This window comes from Roseovarius sp. B-10 (assembly GCF_056859295.1).
The window spans coordinates 1-21,786 of sequence record NZ_JBSXOE010000014.1 but is presented as its reverse complement, the minus strand read 5'-3'; the positions used below and the strand labels follow the sequence as shown (position 1 = coordinate 21,786).

Sequence of the window (21,786 nt, the reverse complement as noted above, 5' to 3'; positions counted from 1 at the left end):
ATGGCTCGGCCGTATAAATTCGTATGCCGGTCTCTGCCACAAAAGCACCGTCGCGTCGAGCAGCAAGGCCTGCCTCAGGAGAGGTTGACAGGCGGAGAGCGGAACTTAACTGGATGGTATTGATGGTCCCTCCCAACGGCATCACCAGAGCCGGGTCGACGCAATTGTGATGTGGCGGCATCTGACTGTAAATGGCCGTCCGAATGCGTGGGTAAGCGCGGGTTGAACAAAGGTGTGTAAGCAGAGAGCATCACACTGAAAGCGTGTGCAATGAGGCCAACCGAGCCGATCACGAAGCATGTAGGCGATAGAAAGAGAAAGACCACATGACCAATCTGGCAATTGTTCTGGATGACGAACAGGCAATTACAACGGTTGTCGCCAATGCATTGCACGTGGAGGGCTTCGAGGTCGTTTGCGTACACAGTATCGAGGAGTTCAAGAAGGAATTCGGGCGTCACTCTTTCGATCTCGCCTTCATCGACCTGGCCTTGCCGGATGGCAATGGCCTGGATGCGGCGCGCTGGATCAAGGCTGTGTCTGACACCGGGGTCATCGTCCTCACGGGGCGGGGAGATGAGATCGACCGGGTCTTGGGTCTCGAACTGGGCGCCGACGATTACATCGTCAAGCCGTTCGCGGTAAGGGAGCTCAGGGCGCGGGCCAAGGCTATTCTCAGGCGCGTCCTCGCCGGGCGTAAAGTGTCATCAGAGGCACATGCTGCCAAGCCTGACGATGTGCAGGTGCTGCACGGAATGCATATCTCGCGCGGAGCGCGCTCGATCCATTGGGAATCTGGCGAGGAAATCGAACTCACCACCCTCGAATTCGATGTCCTTTGTGTGCTGGCGAAACACCCGAACAACGTCCTTTCAAGAGAACAGATCATGGACAACGTTCGCGGCCCGGGCTGGGCGGCCTATGATCGTACGATTGATGGATTGATCAGCCGGTTGCGAAGCAAGCTGTTTCCCGATGGCACTGGTGTCAGCAAGATAAGGACCATCCGCGGCGTCGGCTACATGCTGGTGAGCAGCAAAAGTTAACATCCAACCGCAGCCTCGCCCGTCGGTTATCCAGGCAGAACGGGCGTTTCGAAGCGCGTTGGAGTGAACCCGCAGAAGCGTCGGAAGCGGCATGCGCTCCTGTCCATACGTCGCGCCGGCCTTTGGAATAAGGCCGCTACTGCGACGCGTTACGTCCATCGATGATCATGATACTATGGTGCCACATTTCTGTCATGTTTCACATAGTTTTGAAAACTTCCGGAACATCTTGTCACCTCGACAGCACACGGGGAGGCGGTGTGTTGAGGTAGGTTTGCCCTGAGTTACGTCAGCAGACTGAAGCGGGAGGCGCGCTTATGAGCATACAGTTCTTCACCCCCAGAAACATCGACGGCACGCACATAAGCGTCCCGATGGGCTACCGCCGCAAGGTGAAATGGCTGCCACAAATCGGAGACATCTTCCCCAACTTCAAGGTTGCGACCACCAAGGGCGAGCTCAATTTCTGGGACTGGGCTGAGGGGAGCTATACGTTTCTGTTCAGCCATCCCGCTGCGAGGACCCCGGTTTGCACGACGGAAATCGCGGAGTTGGCAAAGGCCGAGGCGCGCTTTGAAAAGCTCGGCACTAACGTCCTCGCACTCACGGGATCAACCATCAAGGAGCAGTTGGAGTGGCACGATGATATCGAGCAGCTCTTTCAGACAGACGTCTGGTTTCCCGGCGCAGAGGACAGGGGAGGACATCTCTCTAGGCTCTTTGGCATGCGTCATGAGAAAGAACACGCCACGTGGCCTATCCGAAAATCTTTCATCCTCGACCCTCAAATGAAAGTACGAATGATTTTTGAATACCCGGTTTTCATCGGGCGGAGCGTGGACGAAACGCTCCGCGTAATCGCTGCCCTGCAACTCCATGACCGGACGGGGTTCGCGACACCTGGCGATTGGTACGAAGGCGATCCGGTCCTCATACCCACCCATACGCTGGAGTCGCAAGTCATTCGCGAGCTTGGCACTCAATCGCGACACCTCAATCAGTACCTGCGCGTGGCAAACCCCAACAGTGACTCGACGGATAGCTTCGTGGCGTAACCGCGGTCTAACCCCAACAAACGCACGCGCAACGCATGATCTCGGGATGCCGATTGTCGTGAGTAGTGCCTTTCGACCTTCCGGTCCTCCTGCCAGCGCACTATGGCATTGGAGGTGAGCTATGTGCCGTAGCTGACCACCATGCAGGGGTACCGGTCGTGTTGCCATCCAGCATGATGTCGCTAAGAAGCAGGTCTACTCTGGGCGATCGCAAGATCTCTCCGGACTCGGAAACATTTGCCGCATTTTGGGTTTGGCCCCCCCCAGACTTTTCAATTCGCTGGCCACCAACGCGTGGACTTCGGCGTCGTTCTCTACCAGCAGGATGGTCCGGCCCTTACTGTCGGCTGTCGTGCCAAGCAATTTCTCCTTGGGGCGGTGGTTCCTGACCCGTGGCCGGCAGATACATCTTGACCGTCGTGCCCAATCCGCTGGAGCTGGTGATCATCAGATGGCCCTGCCATGCTCGCATGCTGTCGCACACCGTGGTCAGGCCGAGACCGGTTCCCTTGCCCATCGGTTTGGTGGTGAAGAATGGCTCCGACACCTTTTCCATTATTTTCTTCGACATGCCCTCGCCCGTGTCACGTACCAACACCGTGACGTAGTCACCGGGCGGCACTGTCCACGGGCCGTTGGAAAGCTGTGACTCGACACGCTCGCGGTCGGTTTCCAGAAAGATGTCCCCGCCTGATGGCATGGCATCACGTGAATTGACGATTAGATTCAGAAGTATGTTTTGTAACTTGGACGGCTCAGCAATGACTGGAGGCAATTCATCAGACAATTTACAGCGAACCGATACCTTTTCGCCCGTGGCCAGGTTCAACAGTGGGATCAGCTCCTTCGCGCTTTGGTTGACATCCACCGGCCGAGGGGTCAGGTGGCTTTGCCGGGAGAAGATAAGCATCCGATGGGTCAGTTCACCGGCTTTTTCGGCCGCGTTCCTGGAGTTGGCGAGATGAACGTGCGCAGGATGGTCGGGTGGCAGGATGTCCTCGCTCATATCCAATCCGCCAATGACGACCGTCAGTATGTTGTTGAAATCATGCGCCATCGCTGTGGCAAATTGACCGATGGCTTCAAGTCGTTGCGCCCGCAGGGCGACCTCACGCAGCCGTGCCCGCTTTTTCAGTTCTGCGCGGATCAGGAAATAGATGACAAGTGCCGAGAACAATACAAAGATCGTGCCCTTTGCCGTCTGGACCATTCTGGCGCCAGTGTCCGCGACGAGATGCTCAACAAGCACATCAGACACGAAGATGTAGAACAGGCTAAAGCCTGCGTAGATCAATGCAATCCTTAACGCCGGTTCAAATCGCATCGAATTTCTTTGCGGGGCGCTGCCGGAAGTTGTGCGGCAGAAGGATGAAAAGGCCTTGAAAACTCATTGCTTTGTTGCTCTATTTCTTTCGTCGGCTCTTTTAAGAAATTTAGTATCCGGGCTTAAATTTTTACGGTCAAGTCCGGAAATTGCTGGAAATTCGGCGGTGGTACGCACTTTCTGAAATATTGACGGCGTGGCATGAGGTGTTTGGTCACATGGTTTGATGGTGTGATCCTTTCGCAGGAATGGAAGGAATCACTATAGGAGAAGTTCGTCACGGGAGCGCCACTGTCCGTCGTCAGATAATTTGGGCCAGCTTCAACGGCACCATCGGCACGTTCTTCGCCCTGATGGAGACGTTGCAACTGCCGCCACATCTGCTGGAAATCTTCGAAGTGACGAAGGCCGGTTTGATCGAGAAACCTTCGGCGATTTCACGGACCGCGACAGCGCCATCGCCAGCTACCGCGCAAACAACGCCCGCGTCCGAGAGCTCATCCCCGCCGGCCGGCTTCTGGTCTTCAATGTCGCCGACGGCTGGGAGCCTCTCTGCCGATTTCGCGATGTGCCCGTGCCGGACACACCTTTCCCGCCCAGCCACGCCCGCGACGAGTTTTTGGGCGCATTTCAGCGGCGAGCCGGAGAAACCCTCCCCGCAGGCCGCCGCCGCGACAGGCTGACCCTATCCGGCACACGCGGGTTCAGCGTGCCCAAACGGGTATCGAGCGCGCGCTCGATACCTCGAAAACTGACGTTCCGCACAGCAATGCCCAGTCCGAATGTCGGGCCCTGTTCGGCGGCGAACCGGCACTCGCATGGCCTTGATTCGGTCATACAGAAAAGGAGCAAGTCCATGTTCACAATGCGATGTCACCACCTGACGATCAGCGCCTATACCGCTCTGGCCGTTCTTTTAGCGCCAGCCGCTCAAGCTCAGGAAGCGTGGATGGTCGTGACCCACGAGGTCGAAGATTTTGATCGATGGCAGACGGTTTTCGACGACGCCCTGCCAACTCGTCGTGCGGTGGGTGAGGTGGCAGCCTAAATTCTGCACAATCCGGTTGATCAAAATGTCGTCACCGTCTGGTTCGAATGAGACACGATGGAACGGGCGCTGGCCTGGGCGGCCGATCCCGCATTGGCAAACGGCATGACCGCAGCAGGCGTGATTTCAACTCCAGTCTTCCGTTTCCATGACATCGAGCCGACAACGAAAAAAAGTCGCATTGGAACGTCGCTGAGAGCCTCTCAAATCACAAGAACAATTCGAAGCACGCTTTTTCTCCAAGGCGGGTCTGCCTGAGACAGCAGCGAATTGGCGCTTTGTCCCGCAGACCGTAAGCTCGCATCGTCCCGACCGCGCAGCCGCAGCGAAAGGTCGGTTCGGTGAAGCTGCATCAGCGGCATGTAGACCAAGCTGAAGGACCGCTGAGGGCCGATAGCGGCCTGACTATGCGGCCCGGCCCCACCGGGGGCTCCATCGGATCAAGGTCCCAGGAACGCCGCGCGTCGTTCCAGGAGCGCGTCGCACAGGTAGTCGACGAAGAGCCGGACCCGGCGTACCCGGCGCAGCTCGCCGTGCAGAAGAACCCAGGTCGCGCGCCGCTGATCGAGCTCGGTTCCCGGAACGCGTTGCAGCTCGGGGAAGACCGACGTGACCCAGGTCGCAAGGAACGTCATCCCCGCGCCCGCGCGGACAAGGTGCAGATGCATTTCCGGGTCGGGGACAGAGTGGCGGATCCGCGCCTCGGGGAAGGCCGAGGCCGCGATCATTGTCGCAAGCTCGGGCACGTCGCCATATCCGATCCAGCTCAGCCCTTGCCCCTTGCGGCCCGCCCCCGGCAGGGCGCGGTCGATGTAGTCGCGCGAGGCCACCACGCCGATGGACAGGGGAAAGAGTTTCCGGCCGACCGCATCCTCCTCGATCGTGGCGGCGTGGCGGATCGAGACATCCGTCTCATTCCGGGCGATCGAGTCCAGCGTGTAGGCAAGGCGCAATTCGATCTCGATCTCGGGATAAAGCGCGGCGAAGTCGGCCAAGACCGGGGCCAGCAGGTAATGCGCTGTCATCGGGTCAACTGACACGCGGATGCGCCCCGCAGCCTCTCGGTCGAGCCCCTGCACCGCGTTGAACCCCTTGAGCAAAGCCGCCTCGGCTTCGAGCGCTTGCGGCAGCAGGCGTTGCCCGGGGGCGGTCAGGGACAAGCCGTCGGCGCCCCGCCGGAAGAGCTGGGTGCCGAGCTGCGCCTCCAGCGCCTCGACCTGGCGCCGCAGCGTCGCGTGGGTGCCGCCCAGCTGCTCAGCCGCCGCCCTGAGCGAGCCGTTCCGCGCAACAGCCAAGAAGGCTGGGAGGGACTTCCAATCCATAGATCGACCGGATCGTTTATGAACCACTGTGGGCCACTTTAGTCACTCCTCGGAGCGAAATAAAACCTCTATTCCTGTCAGCACACCCAGAAACCCCGGAGGTTCCCCCATGACTGCGACGCGCACCGCCTGGCACATCCCGCGCTACGGCCGCCCCGAAATTCTTACACCCGTCACGCTCCCCATGCCGCAGCCCGGGCCGAAAGAGGTGCTGATCCGCATCCATGCCTCTGCCGTGACGCGGGCCGACGGCATGATGCGCAAGGGCGAGCCGCTGTTCGCGCGCCCCTTCCTTGGCCTGCGGCGTCCGCGCAACGGTCTGTCCGGAACGGGCCTCTCGGGCGAGGTGATCGCGGTTGGCCACGAGGTCAGCCGCTTTGCGCCGGGCGATATGGTCTTCGGCGAGGCCGGGATGCGCTTTGGCGCCAATGCCAGCCACATCTGCCTCGACGAGGACGGGGTTCTGATGCCCAAGCCCGACAGCCTGTCGCATGAGGATGCGGCGGTTCTGTGTGACGGCGTGCTGACGTCCTGGCACTTCCTGCGCAATCTCGGAGAGGTCCAGAGCGGCGACCGCGTCCTGATCCTGGGCGGGGCCGGCAGCCTCGGCAGCGCCGCGGTGCAGATCGCCGCCGCCCTGCGCGCAGAGGTGACGGCCACCAGCAGCGCCCGCAACACTAGCTTCGTCGCTTCGCTCGGGGCCACCCGCGTGATCGACTACAGCAGTGAAGAGGCCTTGCAGCCCGGTGCCGGCTTTGACGTGATCTTTGACACGCTGGGCGTCGCGTCCTTCTCGGCCGCCAGGCCTGCGCTTGCCGAGGCGGGACGCTACCTCTGCCCGGTCCTGACGTTGAGGCGGTTGCCCGCGATCATGTTTTCGAGCCTTGTTGGCCGAAAACGCGCCCTGTTCGCGGCAGCAGGCCTGGAAAAGCCGCAGCGCCTGCAGGCCATGCTGTCCGAGATCCTGACCCAGATCGACCAAGACCGTCTCACCCCGGTTTTGGACCGGATCTACCCGCTGTCCGACCTCATTGAGGCGCACGCCTACGTCGAAGCAGGGCACAAGCGCGGCAATGTCGTGGTGGTGTGAGAGGCCGCAATACAGTCAGCATCGGAATCACCAATTCATTCGGAGAGATTACCATGAAAATGAATTACTTCGTCGTCGGAACGAACGACATGCGCGCATCCAGGACCTTCTACGACGCTCTTTTCGAAGGCGCGGGGCTCCAGAGCATATCGCCCTCGGAGCGTATGACCTACTGGATAGGAGAGGATTTTGCCTTCGCCGTTGCAAGGCCGTTCGACAAGAAGCCGGCGACCCATGGAAATGGCACGATGGTCGGCTTCTGTGCCCGCGCCAAGGAAGATGTTGAAAGGATGCACGGCCTGGCGCTTGAGCTTGGCGGCACCTGCGAAGGTGCGCCCAATCAGCGTGGGCCGAAATTCTCGGCCTATGTGAGAGACCTCGATGGCAACAAGTTGTGTCTGTCTGATTGAGCATCGCCACACCCTTCGAAGTGGTCTGGACACCATCCCTGCATTGCTTACCCTTGAATAGGCCTGCCTACTGAAATCGCCATTCGATGGTGCCGCAGGCTGACCGCGCCCTGGACAGAAAAGAACATCATGCCCCGACTGAACACTAAAATCTGCATCGTGACCGGCGCGGGGCGCGGCATCGGAGCCGCGATCGTGCGGGCCTTCGCCCGGGAGGGCACAACTGTCGTCGTGACCGACAAAGACGAAGCCAGCGCCGCCGATGTCGCCCTCGAAATCGGTGGAGAGGCGACGCGCCTCGACGTGGCATTCGAGCAGGATTGGGAGGCGCTGGCCGAGGCCTGGCCCGAATGCGACGTGGTGGTGAACAATGCGGGCGTCACCGGCTTCGAGGAAGCCCTGCGCCCAAACGACCCCGAGAATGCCAGCCTCGAGGATTGGCGCGCGGTGCATGCGGTCAATCTGGACGGAACATTCCTGGGATGCCGCTACGCGATCCGCGCGATGCGCCCCCGGAGCGCGAGGTCGATCACAAACATCTCGTCCCGCTCGGGCCTCGTGGGCATCCCGGCCGCGGCGGCCTATGCGTCTTCGAAGGCCGCGGTGCGCAATCACACGAAGTCGGTCGCACTCTATTGCGCCGAGCAGGGGCTCAACATCCGCTGCAACTCGATCCACCCCGCCGCCGTCCTGACCCCGATGTGGGAGCCGATGCTGGGCAGCGGACCGGACCGCGAGGCGCGTATGGCAGCCTTTGTTGCGGACACACCGCTGCGCCGGTTCGGCGATCCTAACGAAGTCGCCGCCCTCGCCGTCATGCTGGCCTCGGATGAGGCGGCCTACATGACCGGGGCCGAACTCAATATCGACGGAGGCCTGCTCGCCGGATCGGCAGCGGCGCCGAAGACAGAATGATATGTTACCGGCCTTGATTCTGTCGCGAAAGACCGCTTCGGGGAAGCTGCGCCGCAGACATGGACTTCTTGGTGAAGGTCCGGTTAGGGCCGAAGCCTTTAAATTACCCGCAGTTGGGCGAGGGTATTCCGCCTGGCTCCATGCAGCGACCTCTCACAGGTCGGCGGGATAACCCCGCCGACCGAGCAATTGGCCTCAGTTCGTCCAGTTTGCGATGACGTCGTAGCCCTCGGCCGTAGGTTGGCCTTCCAAATGCTCTGCGAACTGGCCCCATAGTGCCTGCACCTGTTCCGCGTTCGCATCTGATGTCCCTTCGCTTTCAACCACCGAAATCACGTAGCCACTGCCGTCCTCGTTCATCACGTTGACGAAGTTGTGCATGCCATTCATGCCCATGATCGAGTCTTTTAACTGGCTCAGCAACGCGGTTGCGGCATCCCGTGATCCAGGCTTCATCTTGTACTTCGTCACGCGTGCAAACATCATCTATCTCCTCAAGCTTCTCGTTGGGTATCAATCCGCCGCAAGCAGCCCGGCTTATGCACCGTAGCACACGGCGACCAACCCGCGCAGAAGATTCAGATCGAAATCGATAGAATGCGGCGCGGGTTACGAACGGCAGAATTGCGAAAGCTGCATCGCGGCGTCGGTCAATGAAGGTAACGGCAGGTCTGGGCCGCCCGTGAAGGCGGCGCGAAGTTGCTAGATTTCGATACCCTCGGCGATTGCCAGTGCATCCTCAAGCTCAGCGCCCAGGTACCGGACCTTGCTGTCCATCTTTGTGTGACCGAGCTGAAGCTGAACACGTGATGCCACCGGCCGCGCACTTGGTATCACGCCCGGCACGGTGCGCATTCACCGGCGCAATATTTACGGCAAGCGACGCGTGAGCTCGCAGGGCGAATTGTTCTCCAGGTTCATGGCTTCATTGTCGGAACTAAGCTGATTGTGCGCCGGATAGTTGGCGCAGATCCAGACTGATGGCGGATAGCTGCTGCCAGTTCCGGCAATAGAAGTGCGGACCCGCATCGATCACGACTGTTGAAGGGTGTTCGCTACATAACAAGAGCGCCCAAGTGCCTCCCATCAAAACGCTTTGATATGGCATCGCCAACGAGATCGTGATCTTGATGCGCCTCGCCCATCCGCGTGCGGGCGAGCCGATGATGGCCCAGCTGTATGCCGATCTGCGTTACGTGAAACTCTCGCAGTCCACAACAGGAACGACAGTGATCGATTACGCGCTGGTCGCGCGGGGCCTAGAGCGGCGCATGGCAATGACCGTGTCAAGCTGGTTCGAGATACCCGACATCGTGGCAAATTCCGACCTGATCGCAATTGCGCCGCGGCGCCTCTTCTCGCTCGATCCCCGGCTCAGAAACCTGTGTGAAGCTCCTCTTCCACTGGAGGGAGTGGTGTTCTCGTTCGACCTGTGTTGGGATCTGCGCACAGAGCGGGAGCCGGGGCAGAAATGGCTGCGCAAGGTCGTATCGTATGGCTCCGAGGAAATTTGCAATTGATGATTCGGATTGCGACCAGAAAGCTGACCTCTGCGCATGATCGATGCAAAAAGAGGTTGGCATGCATTGACCGTCAGACGCGCACGAATCCAAGGTTGGAGATGGGTGACGAGGAGGGCCGAGGCAAAGATCGAAGCCTTGGGAAAACGCCGCTCAAGGACAGTCAAAGCCTTTCGTATTGCTACACATTTTGCTACACATTTTGCTACACACTAAATTTCTCAATCATTTAATTTCAACATCTTAGCATACTTTCTCCAGAAGGCTGATGCCTGCCGGGGTCGCCAGCGACTAAAGGCAAACCCCCACCTAATGCATTTCGTTTAAACATAAATCTGTAACTTCGACACAAGATCAACAGCTTGGGAGTTCCTCCAGCACATGCTCGAGGCCGTGCCCTGCCAGGTCCACACGGTCCTGACCGACAACGGCATCCAGTTCGCAGAGCAGCCCCGAAACCGGAACACCATCTACTCCCGGTCGATGCGCTTCGACATGATCTGCGAGGCGAATGGGGTCGAGCACCGGCTGACAAAACCGAACCACCCGTGGACCCACGGCCAGGTCGAACGGATGACCGTGGCTTTGACGAGGAAAGAAGACGCCGCCCCACCCCCAACTCTTGCAAGGCGGCCTGGCATGAAAGGGGGGATGGCTGACTGGCCGCTGCGCTGCACGGAAAACAATTGATCAACCGGCCTTGTCAGGCGACGCTGTCGTCAAACGGCAGTCTGCATGGGGAATGTCGGCTACAGGAGGCGGGTATGAGTGGGTTGATGGCATTGCTGGACGACGTGGCGGCTCTGGCCAAGATGGCAGCGGCGTCGGTCGATGACGTGGCAGGGCAAGCGGCCAAGGCAGGGTCCAAGGCGGCAGGCGCGGCGATCGACGACGCGGCGGTGACGCCCAAGTACATGCAGGGATTTTCGCCCGCGCGCGAATTGCCGATGGTGTGGCGCATCGCGCGGGCGTCGCTGATCAACAAACTGGTGTTCCTGTTGCCTGCGGGGTTGGCCCTATCGGCCTTCGCGCCGTGGCTGATCCCACCGATCCTGATGCTGGGCGGGGGCTATCTCTGTTTTGAAGGCGCCGAGAAAGTCGCACATTTCCTGGGGTTTGGTAAAGGTCACGGCGGGCCGGACGGAAGCCACATCGAAGGGGATGCCGCGCATCTGGAGGAACAAAAGGTTGCGGGGGCGATCAAGACCGATTTCATCCTGTCAGCCGAGATCATGACGATCGCTCTGGCCGCGCTTCCTGAAAGCGCGCTCTGGATGGAGGCGGCGACGCTGGCGATGGTGGCGATGGGGATCACCGCGCTGGTCTATGGCGCGGTCGCACTGATCGTGAAGGCCGATGACGTGGGACTCTACATGGCCGAGAACGGCCGACTGGGACTGACCCGCGCCTTGGGACGCGGAATCGTGCATGCCATGCCCAAGTTCATGAACTTGTTGATGATCGTCGGCACGGCCGCGATGCTGTGGGTGGGCGGATCGATCATCCTGCACGCGCTGGACCAGATGGGTTTCCCGGCGATGTATGATTGGATTCACCATGTCGCGGTTGCTGTTGCACAAGGGATGGGCCCGTGGCAGGGCGCCGTTAAGTGGGCCGTCACGGCGGGCCTTGACGGGGTGTTCGGGCTGGTGCTCGGTCTGGCCCTGATCCCGGTTGGGCTGAAAATCATCAAGCCGGTATGGACGCGGCTGGCGCCCGCGCCCTGACGCACAGGAAATTGGCAGGAATCTGCAAATCTTCCCCCCGGGTTTGTGTGGAATTCGAAGGCTACGCGCGACTTTGATCTCGACGCCGAAAGCCGCCGGTGTTCGCGCCGCTCGGCTCGCCCTGCCGCTTACGCCTCGCTGATTGTCTGAGGGAGGTCACCCTATACGCCAAGGGGTGTTCTAGAGCCGCTCACCGCCATCTATGACCAGCGCCAAACCGGTGACGAAACTCGACCGCTCCGAAGCTAGGTAGACGATGCCGTCGGCGATCTCGTCGACACTGGCCCACCGGCCCATCGGGATCGTGTCTGCGACATAGGATTCGAGTGCATCGCGCCCGCCCATCTGAATCTCGAACCCGGCATTGAATGGCGTATCGACGAAACCGGGGCAAAGCGCATTGAAGCGGATGTTCTCGCGCGCATAGTCCGCCGCCATCTGCTTTACCATCGCAACTGCGGCATGCTTGGTCGTGGCGTAGGAGATCATACCCCGGTCATATTGACAGCCCGAGTTGGATGCGGTGACGATTACCGATCCGCCGCCTTGCGCACGCATCGGCGCGACCACCGCCTGCGCCAGCACGAAATGCGCCCTTACATTGAGCGCCCATGCAGAATCCATTTGCTCTGACGTGACATCCTCCAGCCGTCCGGGAATCTGGATGCCGGCATGGCTGTGCAGGATGTCGATGCGCCCGTGGTCACGGACGACGCGGTCGACGGTGGCCCGACAAGCCGTGTCATCCCTTGCATCGAGCGCGAAGGCCATGCCTTGCCCGCCTTCGGCTTCGATCCGTGCAAGTGTCTCCTCCGCAAGGTTGGCCGCTAGGTCGGTTACGATCACGGTGGCCCCGTCGCGCGCCATTGCGCAGGCCCCTGCCCTACCGATACCCGATCCGGCCGCTGTGACCAGCGCGATACGATCCTTGAGCTTTCCTGTCTCCTGCAAAGCGATTTATCCCTTTCCCCTGGAATGGCCTGGCCGCAGCAGAATTTGCGCGACGATCAGAAGCGTGAGAGAGGCCACCATCACCATTGTGCCGATCGCGTTGATCTCGGGTGTCACCCCGCGACGGATGGACGAAAAGATGTAGATGGGCAGCGTCGTCTCCGATCCAGCAACGAAGAACGCCATGATGAAGTCATCGAAACTGAAGGTGAACGCCAACAGAAAACCTGCAAGGATGGCCGGCGCGATCTGTGGGAACGTCACCTGCATGAAGGTTCCCAGCGGACTGGCCCCTAGATCGTTCGACGCCTCGATCTGGGCGCGGTCGAAGCTTTCCAGTCGCCCGCGCACCAGCAGCACGACGAGGGACATGGTGAACATGCCGTGCAAGCCAATGAGCGATCCCAGGCCCAGGGAGAGACGCCACCCGGTCAGGCTCTCGATCCAAGGATTCACGAGATCGAAGAGCGTGACAAGCGCGATGAGCGTCGCGATGCCGATCACGATACCGGGAATCATCACCGCGATCTGCACCAGCACGTCAAAGATTGCACGCAGCCGTCCTTTCATGCCCGTGAGCGCCAATGCCGCCATGGTCCCGGCAAGCGTGGCGAGGATGGCCGAGAAGAACGCCACCTTGAGCGACGTCCAGAGCGCCTCCATCACGAAGGGATTGTTGAGGGCGCGGGCATACCATTCGGTCGAGAATCCCTGCATCGAACTGGCATTGCGCCCCGCCGAGAACGAGAACAGCGCGATGATCGAAATCGGCAGGTAGAGAAACCCGTAGACGGCGATGGCATAAAGTCTCATGGCACCCTCACATCAGCCCGACATCGTCGCGGGTGGCTCCGAACCGTTTCACCACCCGTGTGTAGAGCGCCACGACAATCAGCATGATAACGATCAGCGCCACGGCCACGGCAGAGCCGAAAGCCCAGTTGCGCGATTGCAGGAACAGATCGACCAGCGCGTTGCCGACAAAGAACACCTTGCCGCCTCCGAGGATCGCCGGGATCAGGAATTCTCCGGTCAACAGGATGAAGACCAGCATGGAACCGGTGAGCACACCCGGCATGGAAAGCGGCAGGGTGATCTGCAGAAAGCTGCGCCAGGGTGGTGTCCCAAGATCAGAAGCGGCTTCCAGCAGGCTCTTGTCGAGCTTTTCCAGCGCCACGTAGATCGGAAAGACCATCAGTGGCAAATAACCGTAGACAATACCCACGAGCACCGCGAAGGGCGTGTTGATCAGTTGTATTTCCCCGAGGCCGATCGCCTCCAGAAAGGCCGGAATCCCATTGCCGCCAAGCAGGTAGATCCACGCATAGGAGCGGATCAGGATCGACGTCCAGAACGGCACGATCACCAGGATCAGCAGCATCGTCTTCCAACGCACCGAAACCCTGAGTGCCAGGTAATACGCCAGCGGATAGGCGATGAGCAGCGCCGCGATGGTGCCGAGAGGTGCGAGCGTCAGCGTGTTGCGAAAGGCAGCAAAGCGCGCTGGAAGGTTGGCATATTGCTCCAACGTGAAGCCGGGCGCATAGCCCCCGATCGGGTTGCGCTCGCCGAAGGAAAAGATCAGGACGACGGCCAGAGGGAACAGTAGCAACGCCGCATACCACAAGCCTGCGGGCGTCAGGAGCAGCGTGCGCGCCCGTGTTTGTGCCATGGCCATCGTCCGTCTCCGTTTCCGCGCCTCAGGCCGACTTGAACCGCGCCATGAGCTCAGCCCGGTTCGGATCGGTCAGGGTCACGGCCGCACCGAATTCCAGCGCACTCAGCCGTTCGGCCGCGGGATAGAGGATCGGATCATTGAGCAGGTCCTCGGGCAGGAGCGCATTGGTGCGCGTATCGGCCACCGGATAGCCGTGTGCGAGCGCCTCGCGCGCGTTCACCTCCGGATTGAGCAGATAGTCGATCAGCGCATAGGCCGCCTCGCGATGCGGGGCATCCTTGGGGATGGCATAGTAATCCGACCAGATCTCGCCGCCCTCCTTGCCGAGGGCAAAGCCGATCTCGGGCATATCGCTGTTCATCTGCTTGCCGTCGCCGGTCCAGCACATCGTGAGCCAGGCATCGCCATTGCGCATCGACGGCTGGTAATCCGAAGAGATCGCGAAGAGATGGGGCTTCACGTCGATCAGAAGCTTTTCAGCATCGGCCAGTTCCGCCTCATCGACCGAGTTGAAGCTGTGGCCGAAATAGACCAGCGCATTGCCGATGGTGGTCAGCTGATAGTCATGAACCATCACCCGCCCGTCGAACTGATCGCGCGCACCGTCGAAGAAGGTCTTCCAGCTATCCACGACACCGCCGGTCTTGTCGGAGTTGTAGGCGATACCTGTAGTGCCCCAGTTCTTAGGCACGGCATAGACGGTGCCGTCGATCGTGCCCGCATCGGCAAACCGCTGATCGAATGCCGCAGGATCGTAATTCGGCAGCTTCGACAGATCGAGTGGCTCAATCAGGTCTGCCTCGACATAGGTAGAGATCGCGTAGTTGGTCGGCACGAACACATCCCAGCCCGACCCGCCCGCTTGCAGCTTGGCCAGCATTTCCTCGTTCGAGCCGAAGACATTGACTTGGGTATAGACGCCCGTGGCATCGGTGAATCGGTCGAAATTCGACGCATCGTGATAATTGGGCCAAGTGGCCAGCACCACGCGGTTGCCCAAGTCCTGCGCCCGCGCGCGACCGGGTAACAGTCCGGGCATGGCTCCGCCCATCACGGCCATCGCGGCACCAAGGCCCGTCACCCCCAGGAAGTGCCGACGCGTGATCGAGCCCTTCTCGTAACGGCGAAGTTCTTCCATGAATTTCTGCCGAGTGATCGGCGCATTATCTTTTGTCATGATCATTCTCCCTTGCTGGATTGTTCAGGTTCAGGCTCGGTCAGTCTTCGGCGGCCAGGACACGCCCTGCCTCCGCCGCCCACAGGATATGGACCTCATCGCCCACCTCGTGCCTGCCCGACGCTCTTTCGGCCTGTCGTGGCAGATTCACCTGCACAGGACCGATTCCCTCGGCCTCCAGCAGGTATTCGGTATGATCGCCGAGAAAGGTGCGATGAGTGATCCGCGCCTTGAGTGCGGCATCTCCGGGACTCGCCGCCATGCCAATACCAAGAGCCTCGGGTCGCACGACGATCTCGATCTTTCTGCGCGTGTCCGGCCCCTCCTCCGACACCAGAACCTCCGCGCCCGAGGGCAAAACGACCCGTGCGCGCCCATCTGCCCTCTCGACGATTTCACCTGACAGGATGTTGGCCTTACCCACGAAATCCGCAACATAGCGGTTGCATGGTCGATCATAGAGATCCTGTGGGGTGCCCACCTGCGCGATCCGCCCGCCGCCCATGATGCAGATACGGTCTGACATGGACAGAGCCTCTTCCTGATCATGGGTGACAAGCACGAAGGTGATCCCGAGGCTCCGCTGAAGATCGAGCAGCTCGCGCTGCATATCGCCGCGCAGCTTTGCATCGAGCGCCGCCATTGGTTCATCCAGAAGCAGGACCGTCGGCTCGTTGATGATTGCCCGAGCAAGCGCCACACGCTGCTGCTGCCCACCTGACAATTCCCAGACGCGGCGCCCGCCGAAATCCTCGAGCCGGACAGTCTCGAGCGCCTTCGCAACCCGCGTCGCGATCTCGGCCTTTGCCATTCGCGGGCGGCGCTGACGCAGGCCATAGCTCACGTTCTGCGCCACGCTCATATGCGGAAAGAGCGCATAATGCTGAAACACCATGTTGACTGGACGCCGATAGGACGGCACCGCACTCATGTCAGAGCCATTGATCCTAACACAGCCTTCACTTGGCTCCTCGAACCCGGCAAGCATCCGCAACGCCGTCGTCTTTCCGCAGCCCGAAGGACCGAGGAAAGATAGAAATTCGCCCCGCCGGATTCCGAGGTTCAGTTGATCTGCCGCGAGAACGCCCCCGAATCGTTTGGAGACATTAATAAATTCTGCGACGCGATCCTCACGCGCATCCTGGTTTTCTGTTGTCTCCGAGGATGCTCGCATGTCTCTTCCCGTTTCCGCATATGCGTCCAGCATATCACACCCTGTCATTATTGACCCAAGAAGGGGTATGCCCTGTTTGACGAAAATGCTACGAAAAGATGATCTCACTGTATATACCACAAAGAGCATAGACGACCATGAAATCTCAGCTTTCGGACTGGACTCGGTCTTGTGCGTGTGCCGTTGAAACCTTGGGCACACCCGGTCTGCCTACAGCGCTTACCGATGCGCTGCGCGCCGTCGTGCCGTTCGAGTTCACGGTGATCTTTGCCTATCACCGCGACCACAAACCTCTTGATCTTTTTGATGATTTTCCTGCCACCAAGCGCAAGGTGATGGTCGACGATTATCAGGAAGGGCCGTATCTCCTCGACCCGTTCTACCTGCACTCCCAAAGTCCAACTGAAACCAGATTGGCGCGTTTGCGCGACCTGGCCCCCGATCGTTTCTACCAGGGCGAATATTTCCGTAATTACTATGTTCAGACCGGCCTTGCCGAAGAAATAGGCTATGTCATCGACGTTGGCGACGACGTCAGCGTGGTCATATCCGCGATGCGCGAGCACAAGGCCTTCTCGGCACGCGAGTTCCGCGATCTCGAGAGCCTGCTACCATTCGTCGCCGCCACCGCGCGAAAGCATTGGTGCGGCCTGATCGGTCAGTTTTTGTCCCAACCGGCGAGCAACGGGCAACGTCTGCCCCGGTTGATAGAAGACGCATTTCAAAGTTTCGGACGGAACCTGCTTACACCGCGTGAGGCCGAGGTGGTCGAATACATTCTCAAGGGCCATTCCGCCGATGCCACCGGCCGAGCACTTGGCATCACGTCCGGCACGGTGCGCATTCACCGGCGCAACATTTACGCCAAGCTACGCGTGAGCTCACAGGGTGAATTGTTCTCCAAGTTCATGGCCTCTTTGTCGGAACTGGGCTGATCATTCGCAGCGAGTGGGCGCAGACTGATGGCAGAGAGGCGCTAGCAGTTCCGACAGAAGATGTGCAGACGCGCAATCTTCATGACAGTTGAAAGGTGCCGGCTATGTAACAAGATAGCCCAGGTTCCCGCCGTCAAAAACGCCTTGACCGGGCATCGTCACCGGACGACCGGCACACAATTTTTCGTCAAACAGGTTGGGCCATCGGGCAGACATTCAGGCCGCCCATCGGCCAATCCTTCTGCAATGCTCGGCGATCGCGGACCGCGTTGTCAGCCATAACGCCGCCGCGCGACCGCTTAACCCTTTTTCAATGTATCGGCGAAACCGCGCCCGAAGCACGTCTGGCAAAGGTGCTGACATGATCCATCCTCCCAAACAGGATGACTCACAAAATCATACGCGTGGGAATCCCCGCGATTCAGGTTTTGGGCGACACGCTGCCAGTGGAGACGAGTTCGAGTTCGTCTGACAGCACCCTTGAAACTACCGCAAGGCCAGATCTACCGCCTGAAGACCCTCAAGCGCCCAGTGTACGGAAATGCCGCGCCGGAATTGCTCAGAGCCCGAATGCTGCCCCTCCCACATAGATTGAGGCAGAACCGGGTTAAGGGCAACGCGACAACAGGAGAAGCAGATAGCTCTTTCGGAACAATCGCCTCTTATCCCGACCGGCGGGCAGTATCGTGTCCGAGTCCAAGCCCAGATCTGGCGGCAGATCGGAAACATCCCTGGTGACCATCCGGTTCAGCCCTTCCCGGTCGGAACCAAAGTGGTCCAGGCGTCATATTGCGACAAGAACACCTCTCCGCTCATCTCGTCCAGAAAATGACTGCGCTGGAGACGGTCCATCACCGGCCCCTTGACCTCGCTCAGATGCAGGGTGATGCCCGCTGCCTTGAGCCGTTCGTTGATCGCCTCCAGACTTTCCAGCGCGGAAAAGTCGATCTCGTTCACCGCAGAGCACATCAGCACCACATGGCGCAACGCGCAATCCTCGGCGATCCGGTCCTGGATCAGATCCTCCAGAAACCGCGCATTGGCGAAATAGAGGCTCTGATCCACCCGCAGGGTCAGCAGCGTCGGATCGGTCTCGACCTCGTGGCGCAGAATGTTGCGGAAATGCTGCGTGCCGGGGACCAGCCCCACCTCGGCCACATGCGGGCGCGAGGTCTTGTAGAGATGCAGCGCCAACGACAGGATCACGCCCGTAGACACCCCCGCCTCCACCCCCAGCCCGAGCGTGAGCCCGATGGTGGCAAGCACGGCGGCAAAATCGGCCTTTGAATAGGCCCAGGATTTGCGCAGGATCGAGAAATCGACGAGGCTGAGGACCGCCACGATGATCGTCGCCGCCAGCACCGCCTTGGGCAGAAAGAAGATCAGCGGCGTCAGTGCCAGCGCCGCGATGGCCAGCCCGATGGCGGTAAAGGCCCCGGCGGCGGGGGTCTCGGCGCCCGCATCGAAATTCACCACCGAACGGGCAAAGCCCCCCGTAACCGGATACCCACCGGTGAAGGCCGCGCCGAGATTGGCCGCGCCCAGCCCGATCAGCTCCTGATCGGGGTCGATGCGCTGGCGTTTCTTCGCGGCCAGCGTCTGCGCCACCGAGACCGACTCGACAAAGCCGATGACCGAAATGAGCAAGGCAGGCACAAGAAGCGCGCCCAGCAGGTCGGGCGAGAGATCGGGCATCGTGAGCGGCGGCAGGCCCTGCGGCACCGCCCCCACGATCGCCACGCCGCGCGCATCGAGGCCCATCAGCCAGACCGCCGCCGTGCTCAGCGCCACCGCCACCACCGGCCCCGCCTTGACCAGGATATCGGCGGCGCGCGGGGCAAGACCCGCACGCATTAGCACGGGTTTCAGACCCTTGCGCACCCAGAACAGAAACGCCGCAGCAAGCACGCCGATCACCAGCGTGGCCAGATGCACATCGCCCAGATGCACCGCCAGCGATGCCAGCATCTCGACCAGCGTATGCCCGCCTGCGGGCACGCCGAGGATATGTTTGAGCTGGCTCGTGGCGATAAGCACCCCCGATGCCGTGATGAAGCCCGCGATCACCGGATGGCTGAGGAAATTGGCGATGAAGCCAAGCCGCAACAGGCCGAGCGCCATCAGAAACGCCCCCGACAAAAGCGCCAGCGTCAGCGCCGCCGCCGCATAGCCCATGCTGCCCGCTTCGGCCACCTGCCCGATCGCCGCCGCCGTCATCAGCGACACCACCGCCACCGGCCCCACGGCCAGCGCGCGGGAGGTGCCAAAGAGCGCGTAGAGCACGATAGGCACGATCGAGGCGTAGATCCCCGCCTGCGCAGGCAGCCCCGCCAGAAGCGCATAGGCCAGCGATTGCGGGATCAGCATGATCGTCACGATCACCGCCGCCACCAGATCGCTGGTCAGCGTGTCGCGGGTATAGCTGCGCCCCCAGTCCAAGGGGGGGAAATAGCGGGACAGCGAGGGCATGACAGGCGGTCTTTCCATTTCAGGACGAAAAAAGGCGAAAGGCCCCCGGTACGGAACCCGGGGTAGTCAAGGTGCGGGCACAGGGCCGGGTCTATCCCCCGGCACTGATCTTCTCGGGCCGGGCCATCCATTCGCGCCCGCGCAGCATCGCCTTCCAATAGATCGGCGGCAGCATCTTTTCCTTGAGCAGCCAGGCCAGACGGCTCGGCTTGGTGCCGTCGATGAGAAACCTGGGAAAGCTGGGCTTCATCACCCCGCCATAGCCGAACTCGGCCAGCACGACTTTGCCACGCTCTAGTGTAAGCGGGCAGGAACCGTAGCCGTCATATTGCGCCACCGGCTCGCGCCCCATGATATCGGCCACGATATTCTCAGCCACCACCGGGGCCTGCTTGCGCGCAGCGGCCGCCGTCTTGGCATTTGGCGCGTTCATCACGTCACCCAAGGACCAGATGTTGGTATAGGTCTTGTGGCGTAGTGTCGCCTGATCCACATCCACCCATCCTGCGGCATCGGCGAGCGGCGAGACCCGGATGAAATCCGGCGCGCATTGCGGCGGGCAGACATGCATCATGTCGAACTCCATCGTCACGCGCTCGGGCTCGTGATCGGGTTTCTTCACCTCGAAGACGGCCTTTTTCGCCGGGCCGTCCACAGCCACGAGATTGTAGAAGAAATCGAGCCGCGCGCCGTATTTGTCCATGTAGGATTGCAGCGCGGGCACGTAATCCTTGACCCCGAAGAGCACCCCGCCCGCGTTGCAGAACCCGATCTCGATATCCTTGAGCCGACTGGTGCGATGCCAGTGATCCGCCGACAGATACAGCGCCTTCTGCGGCGCGCCCGCGCATTTTATCGGCATTGGCGGCTGGGTAAAGAGCGCGCGGCCCGTCTTCAGCCCCTGCACCAGTTCCCACGTATAGGGGGCCAGGTCGTAGCGGTAATTGGAGGTGACACCATTGCGCCCCAGCGTTTCCTCCAGCCCCTCGACAGCGGCCCAGTCGAGCTTCAGCCCTGGGCAGACCACCAGGCGGTCGTATTTCACCACCCGGCAACCGTCGAGGATCACGGCATTGTCCTTCGGCTCGAACGCAGCCACGGCAGATTTGATCCAGTTTACGCCGCGCGGAACGAGGCTGCCCATGGTCTTGGCGGTCTCGGCGGGCTCGAAGATGCCGCCGCCCACCATGGTCCAGCCCGGCTGATAGTAATGGATTTCCGCCGGGTCGATCACGGCGATCTCCAGCCCCGGCTTGCGCGCTTTCAGGCTCGCGGCCACGGCAATACCGCCCGCGCCGCTGCCCACGATCACCACGTCAAAGGACGCATCCCCCGTATCGGTGGGCGTCTTGCCACCATTGACGATCCGCCGCGCGACTCCGGCCATGTCATAGCCCGCCGCCTTGGTGGCGGCGAGGATCTCGGGCACCGGGCGGCTCTTTGCCTGGCTCAGGGACCAGAGCGTGGCCGAGCGCGTGCCGGTGCGGCAATAGGCCAGCACCGGGCCGGGCAGTTCCATCAGCGCCTGTCCGAAGCTTTCGGCATCCGCGTCCCGAACCATGCCCGACGTCACCGGCAGATAGCGCGCCTCCAGCCCCGCCTTTTTCGCAGCCGCCTCGATCTCCTCGAAATTCGGCTGGTCGGCCCCCTCGCCATCGGGGCGGTTGCAGATGATGGCACGAAAGCCCGCATCACGGATCGCCGCCATATCCTCGGCACCGATCTGGGGGCTGACCGACAGCGCGTCGGTCACCTTGTTGAGTTGCATCGCGTGTCCTCCCGTTTGGGGTCCTGCGCCCTGAAATCAGAGCCGGTTCACCGGCACTTTCAGCATCGGGTTGCCGTCGCGGTCCTTGGGCACCGCGCCCGCGCGCATGTTGACCTGCAACGACGGCAGGATCAGCCGCGGCATGTCCAATGTCGCGTCGCGTTCGGTGCGGAAGCG

The 21,786-nt window shown here is 60.8% G+C and carries 20 protein-coding genes and 5 pseudogenes; 13 read left to right on the top strand and 12 right to left on the bottom strand.

The features are described 5' to 3' along the window. Positions 1-326: 326 nt before the first annotated feature. Together AC13D8_RS00910 and AC13D8_RS00905 are read left to right on the top strand one after the other, a co-directional pair. Entirely contained in the window at positions 327-1,046 is a 720-nt protein-coding gene (locus AC13D8_RS00910) for a response regulator (RefSeq protein ID WP_482967225.1), read from the top strand. Positions 1,047-1,363: 317 nt separating this feature from the next. Then, positions 1,364-2,101, top strand: a complete 738-nt coding sequence (locus AC13D8_RS00905) for a peroxiredoxin (RefSeq protein ID WP_482967224.1) — start codon at positions 1,364-1,366, stop codon at positions 2,099-2,101. A gap of 337 nt (positions 2,102-2,438) precedes the next feature. Here the strand turns inward: AC13D8_RS00905 and AC13D8_RS00900 are convergent, their stop codons facing one another. Further along, entirely contained in the window at positions 2,439-3,425 is a 987-nt protein-coding gene (locus tag AC13D8_RS00900) for a sensor histidine kinase (RefSeq protein WP_482967223.1), read from the bottom strand. Between the two features lie 310 nt (positions 3,426-3,735). On the opposite strand from AC13D8_RS00900, the pseudogene AC13D8_RS00895 reads away from it, so the two are divergent. From AC13D8_RS00895 to AC13D8_RS00885, 3 genes and pseudogenes are all read left to right on the top strand, one after another. After that, positions 3,736-3,984, top strand: a pseudogene (locus AC13D8_RS00895) (sulfotransferase); the annotation flags it as partial. 297 nt (positions 3,985-4,281) lie between these two features. Next, on the top strand, positions 4,282-4,473 hold the full coding sequence (locus tag AC13D8_RS00890; protein ID WP_482967252.1) for a hypothetical protein: 192 nt from the start codon (positions 4,282-4,284) through the stop codon (positions 4,471-4,473). Between the two features lie 57 nt (positions 4,474-4,530). Continuing rightward, complete coding sequence (locus AC13D8_RS00885) at positions 4,531-4,731, top strand: hypothetical protein (protein WP_482967222.1); 201 nt, start codon at positions 4,531-4,533, stop codon at positions 4,729-4,731. A 182-nt stretch (positions 4,732-4,913) separates the two neighbouring features. Here the strand turns inward: AC13D8_RS00885 and AC13D8_RS00880 are convergent, their stop codons facing one another. Continuing rightward, positions 4,914-5,795, bottom strand: coding sequence for a LysR family transcriptional regulator (locus tag AC13D8_RS00880; RefSeq protein WP_482967221.1), 882 nt, complete (start codon positions 5,793-5,795; stop codon positions 4,914-4,916). Positions 5,796-5,904: 109 nt separating this feature from the next. On the opposite strand from AC13D8_RS00880, the gene AC13D8_RS00875 reads away from it, so the two are divergent. The 3 genes from AC13D8_RS00875 to AC13D8_RS00865 all read left to right on the top strand — a co-directional run bounded on the left by AC13D8_RS00875 (position 5,905) and on the right by AC13D8_RS00865 (position 8,210). Further along, positions 5,905-6,885: an NAD(P)-dependent alcohol dehydrogenase gene (locus AC13D8_RS00875; protein WP_482967220.1), complete on the top strand. Its 981-nt coding sequence runs from the start codon at positions 5,905-5,907 to the stop codon at positions 6,883-6,885. Positions 6,886-6,944: 59 nt separating this feature from the next. Continuing rightward, a complete protein-coding gene (locus AC13D8_RS00870) occupies positions 6,945-7,295 on the top strand; it encodes a VOC family protein (RefSeq protein WP_241691208.1) in 351 nt (116 codons plus the stop codon). Between the two features lie 129 nt (positions 7,296-7,424). After that, the gene (locus tag AC13D8_RS00865; protein WP_482967219.1) at positions 7,425-8,210 is read left to right on the top strand and encodes an SDR family oxidoreductase; all 786 of its coding nucleotides are present in this window, start codon (positions 7,425-7,427) and stop codon (positions 8,208-8,210) included. A gap of 195 nt (positions 8,211-8,405) precedes the next feature. Here the strand turns inward: AC13D8_RS00865 and AC13D8_RS00860 are convergent, their stop codons facing one another. Together AC13D8_RS00860 and AC13D8_RS00855 are read right to left on the bottom strand one after the other, a co-directional pair. Then, positions 8,406-8,693 (bottom strand): hypothetical protein, encoded by a 288-nt coding sequence (locus tag AC13D8_RS00860; protein ID WP_482967218.1) that lies wholly within the window; start codon positions 8,691-8,693, stop codon positions 8,406-8,408. Between the two features lie 219 nt (positions 8,694-8,912). Further along, positions 8,913-9,014 (bottom strand): annotated as a pseudogene (locus AC13D8_RS00855) (integrase); the annotation flags it as partial. 4 nt (positions 9,015-9,018) lie between these two features. Here AC13D8_RS00855 and AC13D8_RS00850 point away from each other — a divergent pair. The 4 genes and pseudogenes from AC13D8_RS00850 to AC13D8_RS00835 all read left to right on the top strand — a co-directional run. Further along, positions 9,019-9,156, top strand: a pseudogene (locus AC13D8_RS00850) (helix-turn-helix transcriptional regulator); the annotation flags it as partial. A 175-nt stretch (positions 9,157-9,331) separates the two neighbouring features. Further along, positions 9,332-9,730, top strand: coding sequence for a LysR substrate-binding domain-containing protein (locus AC13D8_RS00845; RefSeq protein ID WP_482967217.1), 399 nt, complete (start codon positions 9,332-9,334; stop codon positions 9,728-9,730). 351 nt (positions 9,731-10,081) lie between these two features. Next, positions 10,082-10,306: pseudogene (locus AC13D8_RS00840) on the top strand (IS481 family transposase); the annotation flags it as partial. A gap of 188 nt (positions 10,307-10,494) precedes the next feature. Beyond that, positions 10,495-11,457 carry a DUF808 domain-containing protein gene (locus AC13D8_RS00835; protein WP_482967216.1) on the top strand — a complete coding sequence of 321 codons (963 nt, stop codon included), beginning with the start codon at positions 10,495-10,497 and terminating at the stop codon, positions 11,455-11,457. Between the two features lie 180 nt (positions 11,458-11,637). Here the strand turns inward: AC13D8_RS00835 and AC13D8_RS00830 are convergent, their stop codons facing one another. Genes AC13D8_RS00830 through AC13D8_RS00810 form a run of 5 tightly spaced genes read right to left on the bottom strand, consistent with a single transcriptional unit; the run spans position 11,638 to position 16,329 of the window. Further along, positions 11,638-12,408, bottom strand: coding sequence for an SDR family NAD(P)-dependent oxidoreductase (locus tag AC13D8_RS00830; protein ID WP_129435225.1), 771 nt, complete (start codon positions 12,406-12,408; stop codon positions 11,638-11,640). A gap of 6 nt (positions 12,409-12,414) precedes the next feature. Continuing rightward, positions 12,415-13,221, bottom strand: a complete 807-nt coding sequence (locus AC13D8_RS00825; RefSeq protein ID WP_482967215.1) for an ABC transporter permease — start codon at positions 13,219-13,221, stop codon at positions 12,415-12,417. Positions 13,222-13,228: 7 nt separating this feature from the next. Continuing rightward, positions 13,229-14,086: an ABC transporter permease gene (locus AC13D8_RS00820; RefSeq protein ID WP_482967214.1), complete on the bottom strand. Its 858-nt coding sequence runs from the start codon at positions 14,084-14,086 to the stop codon at positions 13,229-13,231. A gap of 22 nt (positions 14,087-14,108) precedes the next feature. Next, positions 14,109-15,263, bottom strand: coding sequence for an ABC transporter substrate-binding protein (locus tag AC13D8_RS00815; RefSeq protein ID WP_482967213.1), 1,155 nt, complete (start codon positions 15,261-15,263; stop codon positions 14,109-14,111). A gap of 40 nt (positions 15,264-15,303) precedes the next feature. After that, on the bottom strand, positions 15,304-16,329 hold the full coding sequence (locus tag AC13D8_RS00810) for an ABC transporter ATP-binding protein (RefSeq protein ID WP_482967249.1): 1,026 nt from the start codon (positions 16,327-16,329) through the stop codon (positions 15,304-15,306). Between the two features lie 245 nt (positions 16,330-16,574). Between AC13D8_RS00810 and AC13D8_RS00805 the strand changes: the two genes are divergently transcribed. Further along, positions 16,575-17,372, top strand: coding sequence for a helix-turn-helix transcriptional regulator (locus AC13D8_RS00805; RefSeq protein WP_104019713.1), 798 nt, complete (start codon positions 16,575-16,577; stop codon positions 17,370-17,372). A gap of 747 nt (positions 17,373-18,119) precedes the next feature. Here the strand turns inward: AC13D8_RS00805 and AC13D8_RS00800 are convergent. The 3 genes and pseudogenes from AC13D8_RS00800 to AC13D8_RS00790 all read right to left on the bottom strand — a co-directional run. Further along, the gene (locus AC13D8_RS00800; RefSeq protein WP_482967212.1) at positions 18,120-19,841 is read right to left on the bottom strand and encodes a SulP family inorganic anion transporter; all 1,722 of its coding nucleotides are present in this window, start codon (positions 19,839-19,841) and stop codon (positions 18,120-18,122) included. A gap of 91 nt (positions 19,842-19,932) precedes the next feature. Next, a complete protein-coding gene (locus AC13D8_RS00795) occupies positions 19,933-21,609 on the bottom strand; it encodes a bifunctional protein tyrosine phosphatase family protein/NAD(P)/FAD-dependent oxidoreductase (RefSeq protein ID WP_482967211.1) in 1,677 nt (558 codons plus the stop codon). 36 nt (positions 21,610-21,645) lie between these two features. Next, positions 21,646-21,786, bottom strand: a pseudogene (locus AC13D8_RS00790) (MBL fold metallo-hydrolase); the annotation flags it as partial.

Coding starts and splice junctions, on each gene's coding strand:
- AC13D8_RS00890 (WP_482967252.1), top strand. CDS start 4,282: ATGTTCACAATGCGATGTCACCACCTGACGATCAGCGCCTATACCGCT.
- AC13D8_RS00880 (WP_482967221.1), bottom strand. CDS start 5,795: ATGGATTGGAAGTCCCTCCCAGCCTTCTTGGCTGTTGCGCGGAACGGC.
- AC13D8_RS00825 (WP_482967215.1), bottom strand. CDS start 13,221: ATGAGACTTTATGCCATCGCCGTCTACGGGTTTCTCTACCTGCCGATT.
- AC13D8_RS00910 (WP_482967225.1), top strand. CDS start 327: ATGACCAATCTGGCAATTGTTCTGGATGACGAACAGGCAATTACAACG.
- AC13D8_RS00900 (WP_482967223.1), bottom strand. CDS start 3,425: ATGCGATTTGAACCGGCGTTAAGGATTGCATTGATCTACGCAGGCTTT.
- AC13D8_RS00795 (WP_482967211.1), bottom strand. CDS start 21,609: ATGCAACTCAACAAGGTGACCGACGCGCTGTCGGTCAGCCCCCAGATC.
- AC13D8_RS00805 (WP_104019713.1), top strand. CDS start 16,575: ATGAAATCTCAGCTTTCGGACTGGACTCGGTCTTGTGCGTGTGCCGTT.
- AC13D8_RS00815 (WP_482967213.1), bottom strand. CDS start 15,263: ATGACAAAAGATAATGCGCCGATCACTCGGCAGAAATTCATGGAAGAA.
- AC13D8_RS00820 (WP_482967214.1), bottom strand. CDS start 14,086: ATGGCCATGGCACAAACACGGGCGCGCACGCTGCTCCTGACGCCCGCA.
- AC13D8_RS00875 (WP_482967220.1), top strand. CDS start 5,905: ATGACTGCGACGCGCACCGCCTGGCACATCCCGCGCTACGGCCGCCCC.
- AC13D8_RS00865 (WP_482967219.1), top strand. CDS start 7,425: ATGCCCCGACTGAACACTAAAATCTGCATCGTGACCGGCGCGGGGCGC.
- AC13D8_RS00800 (WP_482967212.1), bottom strand. CDS start 19,841: ATGCCCTCGCTGTCCCGCTATTTCCCCCCCTTGGACTGGGGGCGCAGC.
- AC13D8_RS00860 (WP_482967218.1), bottom strand. CDS start 8,693: ATGTTTGCACGCGTGACGAAGTACAAGATGAAGCCTGGATCACGGGAT.
- AC13D8_RS00835 (WP_482967216.1), top strand. CDS start 10,495: ATGAGTGGGTTGATGGCATTGCTGGACGACGTGGCGGCTCTGGCCAAG.
- AC13D8_RS00885 (WP_482967222.1), top strand. CDS start 4,531: ATGGAACGGGCGCTGGCCTGGGCGGCCGATCCCGCATTGGCAAACGGC.
- AC13D8_RS00870 (WP_241691208.1), top strand. CDS start 6,945: ATGAATTACTTCGTCGTCGGAACGAACGACATGCGCGCATCCAGGACC.
- AC13D8_RS00905 (WP_482967224.1), top strand. CDS start 1,364: ATGAGCATACAGTTCTTCACCCCCAGAAACATCGACGGCACGCACATA.